Genomic DNA, 18,447 nt, shown 5'->3' with positions numbered 1-18,447 from the left:
TCCTGCACCCCTATTCTTTTTTTAAACAAACAAAAGGAGGCCGTATTGACAGACTTATCCAGTCTTTCAATACAGCCCCCTATTTCACTAAATAACTATAGGCTTTTAATTATTAAATGTGGTTAATTCCCAAGCCAACGGCTTCATGTTCAAATCCCCGAACCGGTGCTCCAATCGTTCCATACACGGCGACAGCAATCCATTCACCTTCGTCCCCGTTTTTAAACGGCCTGCCCCGAACGATGGCAAACCGAAGGCCCGCAGTCCTCAAAAGACCGCCAAGCTCAACTTGGCCGCGTGTCACTCCTTGGAGTGCTTCGATGATCGCATGATACAGCGCATGCATTTCACGATACATATCGGGATTGACTAATCCAAGTCTTTTCGCAGATGTCTCAATGGCCGCAACTATTTTCTGCAGCTCCATTGAACCGACTTTACCTTTTCCATAAAGCCAATCCATCCGCTTAAGGTCATTCGTCAATATGACTTCTTCTTCTTCGTTCGCAAACGCGTACATGATTGCATGGCGCCCGATTCTTCTGTCGAATTCCTTTGTCATGCAGGTACCTCTTTTACAATTTTCTAAATACACTAATAACTAAATATTATTGTAAGCGGATACAAGCCGTTCGGTCAATATATTTTTTAAAATAGTTCTTTTAGGGGATGATTCATCACTCCCGAGAGCCGCTTTCTGTTCGTACAGTTCTCATCAAAATTCTTTGAAAACTGCAAAAAAACCCATCCTCATAAACGTCCTGAAAACGGGCTTTTTTTCTGCAACTTTTCTGTACTTCTTCATATTTATTAAATGTTTTTCACGAGTAAATAGATAAAATACGGCGCTCCTAAAATTGAAACGATAATCCCCACTGGCAATTCCATCGGGGCCAGCGACAATTAAACATGCCGATCGCATCATCGTTGTACAAAATGGGGAAATCATCGAACAAGGTGCCCATGATAATTTGCTCCATCAAGACGGAGCATATAAAAATCTGATCCTTGCCCAAACTGTATAGAATAGAGCTTGGCTAAAAGAAATCCATAAACGAGAAAAAAGGCCTCCCAACATTATTGGGAGGCCTTAAACTTTATGGGAAATATACATTCATTCATTCGTTTTCAATGCTTCATAAATTGCAGTTACAACACTTCCATAGCTTCCTGTTGTGAAGAGGTCGCCAAAAAACTGATTGGAATTGGCTACAGGGTTAACGAGCGGAGAGTGCTTTTTATTTGTTAGTAACACAATCCCTAAATCCATTTCCGGATCAATGATCGTGACCGTCCCAGTCCATCCAGTATGACCGTAGGCACTGTCGCTCGCATAAGGGCTGAACATCCATTCCATGCTAGCATCGCCATTTCGTCTCCACCCAAGCCCATATGTAGGATTCATCTCGGAAGGTGCGACGAATTCATCGATGGTTTCTTGATCAAACAACATATGTTTACCGTATCCCCCGCCATTCAGCATCACCTGCAGAAGGACTGCCATATCTTCCGTATTGGAGAAAAGACCGGCATGCCCTGAAACGCCTCCCATTGAATAAAATGCTTTTTCATCATGTACTTCCCCTTGAAGTGTGTATGTGCGAATGTTAGGGAAGTCTATCACGCCATCACGGGTGTTGCCAAGCAATTCAGTTGCGGCAAAATCCTTTGGCTTAAAGCCCTTTTGAAGAGGATTGAACTTAGTATTTTTCAACCCAAGCGGCTTGTACAATTCATGTTCAACATACGCATCAAGCTGCTTACCCGTTATTTCTTCAACAATGGCACCAAGCAGCATATAATCGACATCACTGTAGACATTCTGTGTTCCAGGTACATATGTGAGCGGTGTTTTTGAGATGAACTCGATGGTTTTATCCCGCTCCTGGGAATAAAGTTCTTTAGAAACCTTTGGATTATGGTATTGCGGATCGGGTCTGAACCCTGCTGTATGATGAAGAACATCAATAATCCTCAGATTGTCCTTTCCTTTGATTACATCCTTCTCCGTGTCTTTGAATTCAGGAATGTACTGCTGGACTCTTGCCTGGATATTTAGCTTGCCTTCGCTGACTAATTTTTGAATGGCAAAATTGGTTGCATACATCTTCGTGTTTGAAGCAAGGTCAAACAACGTGTCATTTTCCATCTTCTGAAACTTCTTAAGAGGCGTATGTTCATTAAACTTCTGTTTGTACCCGTAGCTTTCATTTTTAACGATTTTTCCGTCCTTTATGACAATCAGGGCAGCACCGGGGAAACCGGCTGCCACTTCCATTTCAATAAGCTGATCCACTTTTTCCAGCTTTTCAGACGAAAAGCCCGCTTCTTCCGGTTTTTTTGCTTTCTCTAATATTGGATACTGGCTTGCAGTCTCCTTACTCACAGCGGCTTCATGATTTGGATTTTCATCAGCAAAAGACACGGATGGTGCTAGTAAGGAAAGTGCCAGAATTGAACTAATTGTGCAGCTTGTCCATATATTCATCATTTTCCACCCCTTTGAAATCACTTTAGAAAATAAAGAGCAACTTTAGCGAAAGATAATAATCTCATCCATTCCGTTCTTTTTTCACCAGGATTCACAATCCGATAAAGTGTTAATCGTGTATGTTCCGGGTTGCGATGGGGTATCTTATTCTCAAGTTGATAAATGCGACATTTCCCAAAATCAGTTAATATTTACAAATAATTCTCAATTTTCAGTATATGTTATTTCGAGCATCATTTCAATTTGATATTGATATTTTTAAAATTATATTTCAAATCGTGAGCATAAGTCATCCACAGTTCAAAGAAGAAAAACCAATGTTTATTAAAGCTCACTATTATCAATGAGTCATTTGGATAAATCGCTGATATCCATTTCGCCTCTACTTTGCGAAGTATAAATTAATGGAAAATACGGCTAATGGCTTTTTAACTTCATTGCATAAGAAACATAGAAGATATTAATACTATTTGAGAAATAAAGGAATTCCAGCTGCTATCTGAGACAAGTTTAGGGTGATGAAAATGTGGAAAACGATTGTTTCCTACCTTCCAGAATGGCAGGTTTTTATACAGGCTTTCATTGTGTTTGTTATTCCGTATCTAATCAGCAAATTGTTTAATTTGCTTCGCACCTCAAAGGATGAGTGATGATGATGAAAGAGTGGATATCAAAGATTGGTAAAAAAGGAAAGGGTAACGAAAAAGACAAACAAGAAGCATATACCTCCCAAGATTCAACACATCAGTTTACAGATAATCTTAATTTTAATCTTGAATGTGTTAAGCAAGAAATTGGCCATAATTGGGATGTCCATTTTCGGGAATTTAATTTAGGGCGTACCGGTATACGGTCAATCATCATTTTTGTGGATGGAATATCGGACAAAGATCTCATTGATAAGCATATTATGCCATCATTGATGGTTGATTTTTCAGCAGAATATAAACAGAACCTTCCCTACCTCAAAGGAAGCATTTCAAAAGAATTCATAAAAAACGAAGTGTTATCCATTAGTGAAATAGAAGCAGTCCGTTCCATTAAAGAATTAGCATCTAAAGTACTAACAGGTTCTACTGCTCTTTTAATTGATGGATCATTGGATGCGCTGATCCTTGGAACTACAAAACTTAAAACAAGGACGATCGAAGAACCGGTATCAGAGGCATTAGTCAGAGGCCCACGGGTCGGTTTCAATGAATCATTGAGTGATAATACATCTTTGTTAAGGGGTAGTGGTGAAATTGAGAATTTATCGTTAGTAAAATTCCAAGTAGGAAAGCGTTCAAAAAAAGACTTAGTTGTCGCTTACATAAAAGATATTGTTGATCCCGAATTAGTTCAAGAGGTGGAAAGCCGAATTAAGAAAATCGATATTGATAATGTTCCTGAATCAGGTTATGTAGAGCAACTTATCGAAGATAATTACCTTAGTCCTTTTCCGCAGGTACAGAATACAGAGCGTCCGGATCGCGTGATCGCTGCTTTAATGGAAGGTCGAGTGGCCATCTTATTAGATGGGACGCCCTTCGCTTTGATCGTTCCAGTAACATTAAGCATGATGTTACAATCACCGGAAGACTATTATGAAAGGTGGATTCCTGGTACATTCATCCGTATGCTTCGTTACCTCGCAGCTATTCTGGCTCTTTTCACACCGTCTTTGTATATAGCTTTCATCTCATTTCATTCAGGGATGATTCCGACCAAACTGGCCATCTCCATTATAGGAACCAGGTCCGGGGTTCCGTTTCCAGCACTTATCGAAGCATTATTCATGGAAATAGCCATCGAAATTTTGAGGGAAGCAGGACTGCGATTACCTAAGCCAATCGGTCCCGCAATGGGAATTGTCGGAGGTTTAATCATTGGGGAAGCTGCTGTACAAGCAGGGATCGTTAGCCCTGTTTTGGTGATTGTAGTAGCTTTAACTGCTATTTCATCATTTTCCATTCCGCACTATAGTATCGGGATTACATTACGGATGCTTCGTTTTCCCGCAATGCTATGTGCTGCCACATTTGGATTATACGGGGTCATTCTCTTTTTTCTTTTAATGGCCAGCCATTTAGTTAAATTAAAAAGCTTTGGTGTGCCCTATTTGAGTCCAGCCGTTCCTTATCGCTTAAGTGAGTGGAAAGACCTGATGGTTCGCATGCCACTTATGATGATGAAACGCCGTCCAAAGATGATGCATACAAAAAATCCCATACGCAAAGGATAACCTATCGGTGAAAGGGTGGTTAAAGAATGATTCTCAGTCCGAAAGACCAAATTACAACTCCTCAAACAGCTGTCATTGTCATCAACTTTGTACTCGGCACAGGATTACTCACCCTACCCAGATCAGCTACCGAGAAGGTGCATACACCAGATGTATGGATAAGCGTTATTTTAGGCGGGATTATCGCGATAATCGCGGGGGTGATCATGGTCAAATTAAGCCAACAGTTTCCCGAAAAAACCGTTTATCAATACATCAATGAAATTGTAGGAAAATGGTTGGGGAGTTTACTTAGTTTAGTTATAATACTTTATTTTCTTATGACTTCCGGATATCAGCTCCGTGCAATGGCTGAGGTAGTAAGGTATTTACTTCTTGAAGGTACGCCTACATGGGCAATTACCATGATTTTCATGTGGGTAAGTCTTTATCTCATCATCGGCGGAGTTAACCCCCTCGCCCGTCTTTTTGAGATTATATTACCTTTGGCAGTTATCCTTTTTTTGGTTGTTACCTTTATGAGCTTCAAAATATTTGAGATCGATAATCTGCGTCCTGTATTAGGAGACGGAGTCATCCCTGTACTAAAAGGAGTAAAAACAACGGCTCTCGCTTTTTCAGGGCCTGAAATCATGTTACTGCTTGTTCCGTTTATGAATCAGCCAAAAAAAGCAGTAAAAGCCCTGCTTGTTGGAGTTTCCATTCCATTGATTTTTTATGTGATAACGGTCGTAATGGTTATCGGGGCATTATCTGTTGATGGAGTGGTCCTGAGAACATGGCCGACACTGGATCTTATACGGAGTTTTGAAATCTCCGGTTTAATCTTTGAACGGTTTGAATCTTTATTGCTCGGGGTTTGGATCATGCAAATATTTGCTACATTTACCATCTCATACTTTGCAGCTGCTTTAGGGCTGGCTCAACTTACGAAAAAGAGCATTCACCCATTTATGTATGGCTTGCTTCCGATTCTATACATCATTGCCATGATTCCGAAAAATATGAATGACCTATTTAAACAAGGGGATTTCGTCGGCCATATGGCATTATTTTTATTTGGTTTACTCCCGCTTCTCCTGCTTATTATCTCAAAAATAAAGGGAGGAAAATATGAAACAATCACATAACAATACGCGCCCCCTCTACATTTCCCTCTCTGTTCTTTTGTTCTTATCCCTTACAGGATGTTGGAGCAGTCATGAAATTGAAGAGCAAAGTTTAGGTATAGGTTTGGCATTCGATAAGGCCAAGCAGTCCACTATCGAGAAAAAGTTAAACGAACAAGGGGGGGGTTATTCAAAAAGGAACCTGATTACTGCAACCTATCAATTTATCACTCCACAGGTAGCGAGTTCGACAACGAAACAATCCGGACCACAACAAAAATCTTATATTAACGTTTCTGAAACTGGAGATTCCCTCCATCAAATGGTTCGTGAATTATCATTGAGAAGTGAACAACCCGTAACCGCTCACCATATGAAAGTGGTTGTTATCGGCGAAGATCTTGCAAAATCGTATAGGTTGGAACAATTACTTGATCAAAACTTTCGAGAAAGTGAGATTAGACCAAGCTGTCTTTTGCTCATAAGTAAAGGAAGAGCAAGCAAAACACTGGAAACAAAGAAGGCAGGAGAAATTCCAGCGTTCCGTCTGGCTGGCATTGTAGAAAATGCATATCGAACAACGAGGATTTTGCCCCCCATGTCACATATTAAAGTAGAAAGCAAGATCAAATCAGGGTCTAGTTTTCTGATGCAAAAAGTTCTATCAGCAGATGGGCAAGTCAAATTTGCCGGAGCTGCCGTAATCAATGGAAAGACGCACAAAATGACTGGTACTTTAAATGAAGAGGAACTGGAGGGCGTAACATGGATAACAGGTAAGGGAAAAGGCGGTGTAGTGAAAAGCTTTGATAAAGAAACCGGTGAGCCGATTGTATATGAAATAGAGACCATGAAAAGCAGTATCATACCACGTGTTAAAGGAGACAGCATCTCTTTTGATGTAAACATTGAATCAGTGGGGAGACTATCTGAAAACTGGGTGGTTTCAGGAGATACTTTTAAAAATGAATTTCTAAAAAAAGCAGAAAAATCATCAGAAAAAGAAGTGAAACGCTTGGTGGGGAATGTTTTAGAAAAAATGCAAAAAGAATACAAAACGGACGTTGCCGGCTTCGGAAATCGATTGAGAATTGAGCACCCCAAAGTATGGAATAAGGTCAAAAAGGATTGGGACCAAACATTTAGTGAAGCTCCGATCAACTACGATGTAAAATTAACTATTAATGATTATGGAACAACAGGAGGATCAAAGAAGTGAATCCTCTGAGCTTCTAGCATTAAATGTTGGAAATGAAACTATTTATACATATACGATGAGCATGAAAAGGCCTCCCACAGTAAACTGCGGGAAGCCTTTTGATTTTCCCAACGAAAGATCAGCTTAATTCCACTTTAGTAATTTCAGATAAATAATCCCCACTTAAAATCGAGCCTTCGTCTGCAACAACATATTCAATAACAGTCGGGCTTATGGTTCGAATATAAACAAAGGCCGAATCATCCACATGCTCAATTCGAAGCTTTTTCCTCTGTGCCTGCTTAATATCAAGCTGGTTGGTACTAGCTTCCGGCAGGCTTGTGTAATAAATTTCAAAATCTTCTTCTGACGCATCAATGAAAAGATGCCATTTGTTATACTCTTCTTCTTGATCAATCATTGTTTTTAATTTACCTTTTCTCCCGATGCCAAGAAAATACTTGAACTTTGATTCACCATTCACCATATCGCGGTCAATAACTTTTATACTTCCGCCTTTTCTGCTTTGTACAAGTCCAAAGGCAACGCCCGTTTTTCCTGTAGGAGCGGTTAATATATCTCGGTTAATCACTCTGTTTCTCTCTTCTTGCTTTAAATAAGCGCCTTCTGTCCCCAGTGGCGGGAGAATCTCAAAAAGATCATTAGATACTTCTCCCCAGTTTTGAGTGCTCTGCACTTCCCTTTCAATCCATTTATTAAATAGATTCATGACGACCGGGGATTTACTTGAATTACCCGCAAGCAGGATATTCACTTTATTAATTCTACTGTGTTCTGACCGGGCAAAAGCGCGCCTTAATGACTCAAAGAAATTTTTAATGCCTTTTTCAATTCTTTCCTCAATCAGTTGTTCCATTTCATCTTGATCGATCAAAAGTTCCACATTGAGTTTTGCGTGACCCGCTTTGTCAAACAAGTCAGCCCGGATCATGCCTTTTCCAAACTGTTCTTCATACCGTTCATGCCTTTCCCAAAGCGGCCTTAATTTTTCTACCAATTGTTTCGTATTTAAATAGGATTCTTGTGACTCATTTATCAGCGTTTCACTTCCGGGAAATTTCACACATTCTGCTGGGAGAGTAAAAGGAATGTTTAGCTCACGCATTGTTCTTTGGTTGTTTTTAAACACTTGGAACGCCAAAAGCTCTAGCATGTTCTCCCCACCTAAATAACGGTCCCCTCCCGCTGCAAAATGCTCGATGACATAATCATACCTGCTTTCTTTCAAGCCCGCTTCACGCCAAATCCCAAAATCAAAATCTGTCGTTCCTCCACCAAAATCAAACACGCCATAGTATGTTTTTTCATCCTCTTCAGGTTCAAACCCGTATTCCTGTAACGCACAAACGGCATAGGCAGCAGGTTCACTCGCCCCAGCGGTGACACGAAACTTTTTCATTAATTCTTCATCCTGCTGAATCGGCATAGGAAGCGTCTTTTTTAACCCACGCTCAAAGCACTTCAGAATTTTTTCCCTTACCTCTTTTTCATACGTCACCGGGAAAGATAAGGTGTAGTCCAGGTAAATTCCATTGTTCTGGTTATTGATATACAAACCGAGGTAGTAGGCATATAATTCAATTGGATTGATTTCCTGATCGGTTAAGTCCAAAAAGGAACGCAGTACAACGGCATACCCCCTCTTGTCCTTTAATCGGAGTTCGTTATTCTTTTCTCCAGCCCACTGCTTTAAATTATTCAATATAGAATAATAATGGTCACTCTTTCCATTCATCAAGTTGTTAAGGGCATTGTGGGAAACCGTCACATCCTGCCACCTTGTATCCGGTCTTCCTTCTTTTTCTTGATAAAGCTCCAGGAAATGTTCTAAATCGATAAATTCGATCACGGTTGGATTTTCATAATGCCAGTCTTGTACTTCCGTGTTAAGGTAGCCAATCCCTATACGCATGGGAAGAGTAAAATCACTTTCTTCTTGATGGACGACCACTGTACTTTTCGTTCCAAAGTCAATACCAACTATGCCGTCCTCCCTGATATCCATTTTAGGGTTTCTGGCCATTATTTCTTCGTTCAGTTTTATCGTTAAAGGTTTTTCAGCAGAGTGGACAGGCCATAAATCCCAATGTCCCCGGTTTGGATCTGTTAACATCTTTTCATCATATGTATCAATATCAGCTCTTACTTTTTCAGAGTTTAAAAGCTTCTCATAAAAAGTGTTGGAATCGATAGCGATCGATGGCAATTCTTCAAGAAAACTTTCCTGATCTAAACCCTTTAATTGATATAATGCCAGCAAATAATCATACTCCTTCTGGCGTTCTGCGCTTAATCCGCTTGGAACTAATCGGTTTTCCAGCCAGAGATGGAGAGCCTTTCGGTCATTGATTTCAAAGGCATTTTCCCCATTTAAACGGAAAACGGGAACGAAAAATCCCTTTCCCAGCAAATTGTTTTTTTGATTTACTACATCGTAGCTTTGAATGTCGTACCCGTTGGATTTAAACGCTATCGATTTAGAAGAGTTAGCCGTTTGATTGGCAAATATCCTTGAAATGGAAGGGTTTTTACTCGCGGAATAATCGTCTAAAGCTAGTATTCTCTTATATACAGGGTGATCGGTTGTATTGAAACTTTTCACAGCCTCTTCCCGTGTCATGACATCACCATTAAAACCGGAAACGTCCAGATGCTTTTTGTAGTCAAAATCCTCTTCCACTAATTCATAGTATTTTCTATAAGGAAATAAAGCTGCGATGTTGTGATCATATATAATATTCCCGTTATTCATGTAAACCCATCTGGAACGGAGCATCTTTTTAATGTCTTGAAAGAAGCTCGCTTCATCCTTGAAGAGGGTTTCTTCTGCACTCTGATATAAATGGCTGATTAAAGATTTCAATTCTTTATAAGTCATTGAAATGGCAGAGACCGGAACGGTTTGGGAATCAGGTGAGAATAGAACCTGCTCTTCGTTCTTATTCATTAAGTATATGGAACTGTCTATGTTGTTTTTTTCAGCTAAGCTTGTTACGTTCTCATGCGGCTCTTTATCTTCTATCGTTTCTTGTTTTTCAACTTCTTTTAATAATTCTTCTGAAATTGCATCACCAGAATCCAAATAACATATCAGATCACCAATCTTGACTATAGTGTCCTCCGCTACATTCAATTCTTTAAGGGTTCCTTCCTTTTCTGAAAAGAGGTCAAATTCGATGCCCTCACAGCTGAATTTGGCTAAGCTTTCGCCAACCGTAATATAATCGCCTGGCTGTTTATACCATTGCATAAGAAGGATTTTTTCAATGCCTTCTTCAATCTCTGGGATAATAATCGATGTCATTGTATTTCTCCTTTAATATCATTCTCTTTTTCGCCTGCTAGATTCTCACAACCGATTTTTTTATGGTTTTACCATTAATGCTTATATAACCCGGCAGCAGGATGTCCGTAATGTTCCCTGATATTTTGCTATTGAGGGCCCTTATGTACAAGTCTTCCCTGAAGACCTCATTCATTTTCACTTGCTGTATTTTATATAAAGGGGTATCGTATGTTTTACCGTATTCTTGAAAGAAATACATAAAAAGGGCGAGCAAAATCTCTCTTTCCTGCTCTCTTCCTTCCATAATCTCGTTTTTGATAAAATCCCACAAAGATGAAATGTTTTCATATTGCACACCACAAACAATGAATTCCTGCACCGACCCGCCCTTGAAAATTCCTTTTAACGAACTTTTAGTGGTTTCGGATAATTGTTGAACAGCTTCGTAAAGTTCTTCCGCTTCCCGATAGTCAGCTCTTCTCTTTTGCAATTCAGTATAATAGGCTTCCATTTTCACATTTAGATGGGTAATCTTTATTTGGTACTCACTAATTTCCGCTTTCTTCGACTCAATCTCTTGTTGGAGTCTTGCTATTTCTTTTTCTTTTCCTCTCAGCAGCTCCTTATATTCCCCCATTTGACTCAACGAGGCCGCTTCAGCTATTGCTTTTATCTTTTCAATGACCCTTTCGTCTTGAAGGGAAACCATTAATGACTCAATAAAACCATCATCTAACTCTTTATTCATCTCTTCACTCCTTTCAAAGTGTTAACCAAACCTATTCGCTCTGTATATGTATGAAAAGGTTTTTTTGCCATAGAAAAAACCCCTCCCAGATAGACTGTTAGGAGAATACAACCATAACTTATATTCCAAGAAAGCAGTAGTGAGATTACTTATTTTCAAAAATGCGTATATACCGTATTAATGAAGTATTGATAATATGATGCTTACTATCACTTTTCACAATAAAATACTCACAGTGCTCCATCCTTTTCAAGACTTCTTGTAAAACATCCTCTTTTTTACTGCTCAATCCTTTTTTTATTTTCTCCCACTTAACATCAGCGTCAAGAGTATAACAAACATTGAATTCCTTTAACAGGTTAATCTTCCCCTTAAATGCTTTAGTTTCTTTATCTGTTTTTATTGTTAATATCTAATCCGAATTCAATAATCAACAGTATTAAATCATGTGATTTTTCCTCAATCCGATATACTGTCTCCATAGTTCTACTTAATAATATTCGTTATGATCATATTGTTTAAGTGGGTTGAAATAACTAGGGTTAAACCTGCTTACTGGATAAGAAAAGGCCTCCCATCAATAACTGTGGGAGGACTTCAACTTTAAAGACATTCACATGTTAGATGAGCACCGATGATTACACATGCTCCCCATCCTATACAAACGCGAACAAAAAAAGCCCTTCTCGTTTGAGATGGCCTCTAGTTATGCTGTTTCAGCGCAATCATTTAACTTTTAAATCGCATTGCTTGATGCTAGTGGATTCTTGATTGTTCGCATACATGTTTGTATGGGAGCTTAAACAAATTATCCATAACAGCAGTAACACAATCCTCGCAATAATAATTGACGAACTCTCTACCTTGTTCAAAAAGTGGTGTCATCGTATCTATGTCAGCCCATTTAAAACAGTAAATACACATTTGCCTCATGATATATCACTCCTTTTTCATGCAGAAATAATTGGTAATAATCAAAAGAAGAATATGTGCTACCTGTCGACATCATTCATGAAACGCTACTCTTTCTTCGTAAGTAACCCAGACCATTAATAGGCACAGCATAGAAATAAACCGCTATCATTTATATACCACTTTACCTGAATATTAAACCACCCCAAAAACATTATTCGTTGCCGTCGATCTTTTCACCAAGATTCTTTCTCTTTTGGTGGAATTTCACCCAGGATTAAAATTTGCGTTTACTCCGTTTCCTGATTGGAAATAACATAATAAATCTTTTAACTATAAACAGAGTAGGAGTGATATTTTTGAAAAGGCATTCCAAAAAAATCAAACATAAAGCAAAAACTACTTTGAATAAAATAAAGACTAATATTAAGGAAACATTATTTGATATCTCAGACATTCGAGCAACATCTGTACAGCAATTGGCTGATTTTATACAACATCACCCTGATACAAAAGTCACCAAGAAACAAATGCTTGGAATTTCCTATGCCTTCTATAGTTTAGAAACAGAAGGGTATCATTATTATTTAGAAACCAACAAATCCAAAATTTTGCAGTTGGATGGGTATTATAAGAATAAAAAAATGGTATCTTATCGATCATATAGGGATTATTATCAATTAAATACACCATTTAAATTTCCCATCTAAAATTTTGAGTCTAAGTTATTTAAAGGCTTGTACAATTTGAACATTGTTTTACCTCTCAAGAAACTCACTTTCCTCGCAGGAGTCTCACACCAGTTCCAATCAACTTTGTTTTAACATTTAAATGGTCCCCTTTTGTTACATAAAAAAAAGAGCTGCCAAAGCAGCTCTCTTTTTGAAGCAAGGTACCTTCTCCAATTCATGAACGGTCATTGAAAAATGCTTGTCTCTTTTGTCTCTTTCCATCACTGCCAGTTTGTGTGAAAGACCCCTGCTAAATCACGTCGCTCATAGGTATGTGCCCCAAAATAATCACGTTGTGCTTGCAGTAGGTTAGCATTTGAAATGCCTGTACGATAACTATCGTAATAAGTAAGTGAAGAGCCTAAACATGGAAACGAGATGCCAGAATTTATTCCCTCGCAGACAACCTTTCGCAATCCTGCCTGGTAATTTGCAACCTTTTCAGCGAAATATGGTGAAATCAATAAATTGGCCAGATTCGGCTGCTCTTGATAGGCTTCGCTAATGACATTTAAAAATTCTGCCCGAATGATGCAGCCGCCGCGGAAAATAAGCGCAATATCCTTTAAAGGCAAGTCCCAGCCGTTAAGTTCAGAACTCATTTTATATTGAGTGAAACCCTGCGCGTATGCACAAACCTTGCCCATATATAATGCTTGCCTAATATAGTCAATCCACTCATTTTTATCTAATTGTTGCTGAACGTTCTCAGGCCCTGTTAGAATGTTTTCTGCATGAACCCGCTCTTCTTTTAAAGCGGAAATGTAGCGAGCAAACAAAGACTCGGTAATAATCGATGCTGGTATTCCGTTATCAATTGCTTGCATACTGGTCCATTTCCCTGTTCCTTTTTGTCCTGCCTTATCAAGAATCACATCGATCAAGGGTAAGCCCGTTACTTCATCTTTCTTCCTTAAAATTTCCGCTGTGATTTCGATTAAATAACTTTTCAGTTCGCCTTCATTCCATGTTTCAAAGATGTCAGCAATTTCATTAACCTCTAAATGCAATTTTTCTCTTAAAAACGTATAAGCTTCGGCGATTAATTGCATATCTGCATACTCAATCCCGTTATGTACCATTTTCACAAAATGACCTGCCCCTTTTGGACCGATATAGGTACAGCAAGGAGCATCATTTACTTTGGCTGCGATTTTTGTCAGGATTGGAGCTACTTTTTCATAGGCGTCCTTATCTCCGCCTGGCATGATTGAAGGTCCTTTTAACGCACCGACTTCCCCACCGGAAATACCAATTCCTACATAACTGAATCCTTTAGATTTCAATTCATCATATCTGCGTTCAGTATCTTCGTAATGGGAGTTACCGCCGTCCATGATAATATCGCCTGATTCAAGATGAGGAAGTAATGAAGTGATCACCGAGTCGATCGGTTTACCCGCAGTCACCATAAGAAAAATCTTTCTCGGTGTTTCCAGTGACTGAACAAAGTCTTGGATCTCGTAATATGGATGAATCGACTGACCGTCCAATTCAGCAACAAGCTGATCCGTTAAATCTCTTGTGTAGTTATAGACAGCCACTTGTTCCCCTTTACTAGCCATATTTAAAGCGATATTACTGCCCATTACCCCTAAACCAATGACACCAATTGTATTGTACATTTTATTTCTGCTCCTTCTATGTAAGAATAATAGGCAGTAAATCCCTGCCATAAGTGGGGGATTTACTGCCGGGAAAGGCTTATACAAATAAGCTTAGTAATAGAATAAATCCTAATCCAGCTACTGAAATAATTGTCTCAAGCAAAGTCCACGTTGCAAATGTTTCTTTCATGCTTAAACCAAAATACTCTTTAAACATCCAGAAACCAGCATCGTTAACGTGTGAAGCGATTAAACTTCCCGCTCCTGTCGCAAGTACAACTAGAGCAAGGTTAACGTCCGTCTGACCTAACATCGGAATAACTAAACCAGCTGTCGTTAAGGCTGCAACGGTAGCAGATCCCAATGAAATACGCAGGATTGCCGCGATGATCCAGGCAAGCAAGATTGGTGATAATGATGTTCCTTTGAATAATTCAGCTACATAGTCACCTACACCGCCGTCGATCAATACTTGTTTGAAGGCTCCGCCGCCCCCAATGATCAAGAGCATCATTCCGATATGCAGAATCGCTGATGTACAGGATTCCATAATATCTTTCATAGGAATCTTTCTTGCTAACCCCATTGAATAGACCGCAAATAATAAGGAAAGTAACATGGAAGTACCTGCTTCACCAATGAAACGGATAGCTGCCAGTAAACCATTATCTTCAAATCCGATTGTTTTTTGCATCAAAGTGATAATCGTAGCAATTGACATTAATATAACCGGAAGTAAAGCGGTAAATACACTGATTCCAAATCCAGGTGTATCTTCAAGTTTAAATGATTTTTGTTCTCCTAAAGAGGCAATGCTGCCTGTTTTCGTAAATGATTCAGGTACTAATCTTTTCGCTATTTTCGTAAATACTGGTCCAGCCAAAATAACGGTTGGAACCGCAATGATGAAGCCATAAAGTAAAACCTGGCCAATGTCTGCACCATATTCACCAGCAATAACGGTTGGTCCTGGGTGTGGCGGTAAGAAACCGTGTGTTACGGATAATGCCGCTACCATTGGAATACCAAGATACAATATCGAAACTTTTAATTCCCTTGAAATCGCAAAAACGATTGGAATCAATAATACTAAGCCCACTTCAAAAAATAAGGCGACACCGATAATAAATGACGCTGCCACGACAGCCCATTGAATATTCTTTTCCCCGAATTTTTTAACAAGGGTCATGGCAATGCGTTGCGCTCCGCCTGAATCTGCGATCAACTTACCCAACATCGCTCCAAGTCCAAAGATTAACGCTAAGTGGCCAAGTGTTCCGCCTAATCCAGCTTCAATGGTTTTGACAATTCCGTCAAGTGGCATCCCAAGTGCTAAAGCCACTCCAAACGATACAATGATCAAGGAAATAAAGGTGTTTAATTTTAAGCCCATTATTAAAATTAATAAGGCGACAATTCCTAAAGCGACAATAACTAATGGCATTGTAATCCCCCCATGTCTTTACTTTGCAGCATTTATTAAGTTTCTTTGATAATTCGCAATCTGTGTATACTCGTTTTCCAATACCCTTGATAGGTTAATGAAAATCGGCAGCAGCTGCCTATATTCTTTTACAGAACCAGCTATCGGTGTGTGCTTGTGGGTATTGCCTATCATTTCAGAAACTACTTCGAAGGAATCAATTTCCCCAGCGGCATATAACCCTAATATACAAGCACCAAGGCATGAACTTTCGTAGCTTTCTGGAACCACGACTTCCGATTCGAAGATATCGGACATCATTTGCCGCCAAACAGCCGACCTTGCGAAGCCTCCCGTAGCTTGAATTCGGGTCACGGGACCGTCCATGCATTCGGTTAAGGCTAAAAATACTGTGTATAAATTGTAAATGACTCCCTCTAGAGCCGCTCGAATCATATGTTCTTTCTTATGCGACAGTGTTAATCCGAAAAATGAACCCCGTACGTCCGGATTCCATAATGGTGCACGTTCACCTGCAAGATATGGATGGAATAACAATCCATCAGCGCCTGGTCTTACGCGTTCGGCAATCTTGGTCAAAACTTCATAAGCGTCGATTCCGAGTCTTTTCGCCGTTTCCACCTCAGAAGAAGCAAATTCATCGCGAATCCAGCGAAGGACCATCCCGCCATTGTTTACCGGCCCGCCAATCACCCAATGCTTTTCCGTTAAGGCATAGCAAAAGATTCTTCCTTTTTCGTCTGTTTTCGGCTCGTCAATAATCGTCCGAATCGCACCGCTCGTCCCAATCGTGACAGCGATTTCACCTTTACGGATAGCGTTTACACCTAGATTTGAAAGGACACCATCACTTGCCCCAATGACAAAAGAGGTTTCTGGATCAATCCCGATCTGTTTGGCTAAATCCGGGTCACAGTTATTAAAGATTTTTGTTGTTGGTACGAGTTCAGATAATTGATCACGCGTTATTCCAGCAATTCTTAGGGCTTCCTCATCCCAATCCAAATTTTTGAGATTCAACATGCCCATCGATGAAGCAAGGGAATAATCGACCACATATTGATCAAAGAACTTTTTAAAGATATATTCTTTAATCCCGATATATTTTTTAACATTGGTTGCGATCTCCGGGCGATCATTCACGATCCAGGTGATCTTGGATAATGGTGACATCGGGTGAATCGGTGTTCCGGTTCGTTTGTAAACTTCATGCCCATCTAATTCATCCTTTATTTTATGGGCCCAAGCTTCACTGCGATTATCTGCCCAAGTGATGCATGCGGTTAGCGGCTGGTCATTTTCATCCATAGCTATAACACTATGCATCGCACTGCTAAATGAAATGAATGTTGGTTTTTTATCTGGATGCTGCTTCGTTATATTTGAAAAGGCTTTCAGAACAGCCTGGAAAATCTCCTCAGGGTCTTGTTCCGCCGTTGTCATATCCGGTGTGTAAAGAGGATAGCCAATATTCTCTTGCTGGATGACATCGCCTTTTTTCGTGAATAGTACAGCTTTTGTACTTGTTGTACCGATGTCTACACCTAACATATAGCTAGTCATTTTCTTGTTCGACTCCTTTTGAAAGCATCTGTTGGGCCATCCATAAGTCTTCAACTTTCTCTTGAACATCATCAAAGTTTTCATGTAACGACTTAATCATGATGTCTCGATCTTTTGTTTTGATCGCATCAATATAAAGTTGATGATTATTTATGATCCGTGTAAAGTCTTCATACTTTTCTTTAAAACGACTGCGCATGGATAGAAGAATCAAACTTTCCATCACAGGTTTTAAATTATCCCAGATCATCAGGATGTAGGAATGATCGATAGATCGAATGATCGTTTCGTGGAACAGAACATCCTGATAGGAAAACTCATCCGCATCAAGGTATTTTATGGACACTTTCATCATTTCCAATATTTTACTAAGTTCCATTACCAATTCATTCGTGTTCATCCTTACTAAACGTTCAAATACAAACGTTTCGATGAGTATACGTACATCATAAATTTCTGAATACTTTTTTTCTGTTAAACCAATGACGACCGCACCCATTCTTTCTAATCGGATGATATTTTCAGAGGCCAGTATTTTTAACGCTTCACGAACTGGTGAGCGGCTTACACCAAAATCAGCAGCTAATTTATTTTCAGATAGGATGGCACCGCTTTCAATCATCCCCGAAATAATACGCATTCTAAGCTCGGATGTAACACGATCACCAGCTGAAGCTTTTGAAAGCCATTTTACAGGATAAAGAAATTCCTTTGATTCAGCCATATATTCACCTCTATTAGAGTTCAAGTACACTTGTATACAAGTATTATAATCTTAAAATAATTAGTAATGCAAGTTTTTTAAATTCAATTGGATTCTCGTTAATATAGTCAAGTTTATTGGGAGTTTAGAAGGTTCTGGGGCAAAAATAATGACGAACCACAGGGTGGTAATATCTGTTAATCGAGGGATTAAGCAGCTACTCTGAACAACTTATGAATGAATCCAACGTCATTTTGGGCAGACTTTGCCCGTTGATGAGGTTAGTACCCTATTAGAGATTGCACGTTACTTGTCCGGCTAGTATAGGTTGCTACTTGCGGGGGATCTAGCTGCCTTCCAGATAGCCCTCATTCACCTATAAAAAAAGCTATCACTGATAAACCTGCTTG

Annotated in this window: 13 protein-coding genes; 4 read left to right on the top strand and 9 right to left on the bottom strand. The window is 39.4% G+C overall.

Annotated elements, in window-relative coordinates; genetic code table 11:
- Positions 1–112: 112 nt before the first annotated feature.
- From hutP to pbp4b, 3 genes are all read right to left on the bottom strand, one after another.
- The gene (gene hutP / locus ACQKMF_RS24405) at positions 113–562 is read right to left on the bottom strand and encodes a hut operon transcriptional regulator HutP (protein ID WP_095392619.1); all 450 of its coding nucleotides are present in this window, start codon (positions 560–562) and stop codon (positions 113–115) included.
- A 248-nt stretch (positions 563–810) separates the two neighbouring features.
- On the bottom strand, positions 811–888 hold the full coding sequence (locus ACQKMF_RS24400; RefSeq protein WP_397316008.1) for an iron chelate uptake ABC transporter family permease subunit: 78 nt from the start codon (positions 886–888) through the stop codon (positions 811–813).
- A 226-nt stretch (positions 889–1,114) separates the two neighbouring features.
- On the bottom strand, positions 1,115–2,488 hold the full coding sequence (gene pbp4b / locus ACQKMF_RS24395; RefSeq protein ID WP_427575372.1) for a penicillin binding protein PBP4B: 1,374 nt from the start codon (positions 2,486–2,488) through the stop codon (positions 1,115–1,117).
- Positions 2,489–3,140: 652 nt separating this feature from the next.
- On the opposite strand from pbp4b, the gene ACQKMF_RS24390 reads away from it, so the two are divergent.
- Genes ACQKMF_RS24390 through ACQKMF_RS24380 form a run of 3 tightly spaced genes read left to right on the top strand, consistent with a single transcriptional unit; the run spans position 3,141 to position 7,043 of the window.
- Entirely contained in the window at positions 3,141–4,715 is a 1,575-nt protein-coding gene (locus ACQKMF_RS24390; protein ID WP_427575349.1) for a spore germination protein, read from the top strand.
- 26 nt (positions 4,716–4,741) lie between these two features.
- Positions 4,742–5,845, top strand: coding sequence for a spore germination protein (locus ACQKMF_RS24385; protein WP_402945196.1), 1,104 nt, complete (start codon positions 4,742–4,744; stop codon positions 5,843–5,845).
- Complete coding sequence (locus ACQKMF_RS24380) at positions 5,829–7,043, top strand: Ger(x)C family spore germination protein (protein ID WP_427575347.1); 1,215 nt, start codon at positions 5,829–5,831, stop codon at positions 7,041–7,043. Before ACQKMF_RS24385 ends, ACQKMF_RS24380 begins: the two co-directional genes overlap by 17 nt.
- A gap of 118 nt (positions 7,044–7,161) precedes the next feature.
- Here ACQKMF_RS24380 and ACQKMF_RS24375 read toward each other — a convergent pair whose 3' ends face one another.
- On the bottom strand, positions 7,162–10,347 hold the full coding sequence (locus ACQKMF_RS24375; protein WP_427575345.1) for a biotin/lipoyl-containing protein: 3,186 nt from the start codon (positions 10,345–10,347) through the stop codon (positions 7,162–7,164).
- A gap of 37 nt (positions 10,348–10,384) precedes the next feature.
- On the bottom strand, positions 10,385–11,077 hold the full coding sequence (locus ACQKMF_RS24370; RefSeq protein WP_402945187.1) for a hypothetical protein: 693 nt from the start codon (positions 11,075–11,077) through the stop codon (positions 10,385–10,387).
- A gap of 1,271 nt (positions 11,078–12,348) precedes the next feature.
- On the opposite strand from ACQKMF_RS24370, the gene ACQKMF_RS24365 reads away from it, so the two are divergent.
- On the top strand, positions 12,349–12,699 hold the full coding sequence (locus ACQKMF_RS24365) for a hypothetical protein (RefSeq protein WP_402945184.1): 351 nt from the start codon (positions 12,349–12,351) through the stop codon (positions 12,697–12,699).
- Between the two features lie 242 nt (positions 12,700–12,941).
- Here the strand turns inward: ACQKMF_RS24365 and gnd are convergent, their stop codons facing one another.
- From gnd to ACQKMF_RS24345, 4 genes are all read right to left on the bottom strand, one after another.
- Entirely contained in the window at positions 12,942–14,345 is a 1,404-nt protein-coding gene (gnd, locus tag ACQKMF_RS24360) for a decarboxylating NADP(+)-dependent phosphogluconate dehydrogenase (protein ID WP_427575342.1), read from the bottom strand.
- 79 nt (positions 14,346–14,424) lie between these two features.
- Positions 14,425–15,771 carry a GntP family permease gene (locus ACQKMF_RS24355; RefSeq protein ID WP_101225629.1) on the bottom strand — a complete coding sequence of 449 codons (1,347 nt, stop codon included), beginning with the start codon at positions 15,769–15,771 and terminating at the stop codon, positions 14,425–14,427.
- An 18-nt stretch (positions 15,772–15,789) separates the two neighbouring features.
- A complete protein-coding gene (gntK, locus tag ACQKMF_RS24350) occupies positions 15,790–17,334 on the bottom strand; it encodes a gluconokinase (RefSeq protein WP_427575340.1) in 1,545 nt (514 codons plus the stop codon).
- The gene (locus ACQKMF_RS24345; protein ID WP_101225627.1) at positions 17,327–18,058 is read right to left on the bottom strand and encodes a GntR family transcriptional regulator; all 732 of its coding nucleotides are present in this window, start codon (positions 18,056–18,058) and stop codon (positions 17,327–17,329) included. The genes gntK and ACQKMF_RS24345 overlap by 8 nt, the downstream gene beginning before the upstream one ends.
- Positions 18,059–18,447: the final 389 nt, after the last annotated feature.

The sequence above is a fragment of the Peribacillus sp. NPDC101480 genome (assembly GCF_050277335.1).
Classification (GTDB): Bacteria; Bacillota; Bacilli; order Bacillales; family DSM-1321; genus Peribacillus.
This window is presented reverse-complemented; position numbering and strand designations above follow the sequence as displayed.

What these genes read in the sequence shown, in the direction of transcription:
- ACQKMF_RS24385 (WP_402945196.1), top strand. Translation starts at nt 4,742, where the DNA reads ATGATTCTCAGTCCGAAAGACCAAATTACAACTCCTCAAACAGCTGTC.
- ACQKMF_RS24400 (WP_397316008.1), bottom strand. Translation starts at nt 888, where the DNA reads ATGGAATTGCCAGTGGGGATTATCGTTTCAATTTTAGGAGCGCCGTAT.
- ACQKMF_RS24375 (WP_427575345.1), bottom strand. Translation starts at nt 10,347, where the DNA reads ATGACATCGATTATTATCCCAGAGATTGAAGAAGGCATTGAAAAAATC.
- ACQKMF_RS24355 (WP_101225629.1), bottom strand. Translation starts at nt 15,771, where the DNA reads ATGCCATTAGTTATTGTCGCTTTAGGAATTGTCGCCTTATTAATTTTA.
- gnd (WP_427575342.1), bottom strand. Translation starts at nt 14,345, where the DNA reads ATGTACAATACAATTGGTGTCATTGGTTTAGGGGTAATGGGCAGTAAT.
- ACQKMF_RS24390 (WP_427575349.1), top strand. Translation starts at nt 3,141, where the DNA reads ATGATGATGAAAGAGTGGATATCAAAGATTGGTAAAAAAGGAAAGGGT.
- hutP (WP_095392619.1), bottom strand. Translation starts at nt 562, where the DNA reads ATGACAAAGGAATTCGACAGAAGAATCGGGCGCCATGCAATCATGTAC.
- gntK (WP_427575340.1), bottom strand. Translation starts at nt 17,334, where the DNA reads ATGACTAGCTATATGTTAGGTGTAGACATCGGTACAACAAGTACAAAA.
- ACQKMF_RS24345 (WP_101225627.1), bottom strand. Translation starts at nt 18,058, where the DNA reads ATGGCTGAATCAAAGGAATTTCTTTATCCTGTAAAATGGCTTTCAAAA.
- pbp4b (WP_427575372.1), bottom strand. Translation starts at nt 2,488, where the DNA reads ATGAATATATGGACAAGCTGCACAATTAGTTCAATTCTGGCACTTTCC.
- ACQKMF_RS24380 (WP_427575347.1), top strand. Translation starts at nt 5,829, where the DNA reads ATGAAACAATCACATAACAATACGCGCCCCCTCTACATTTCCCTCTCT.
- ACQKMF_RS24370 (WP_402945187.1), bottom strand. Translation starts at nt 11,077, where the DNA reads ATGAATAAAGAGTTAGATGATGGTTTTATTGAGTCATTAATGGTTTCC.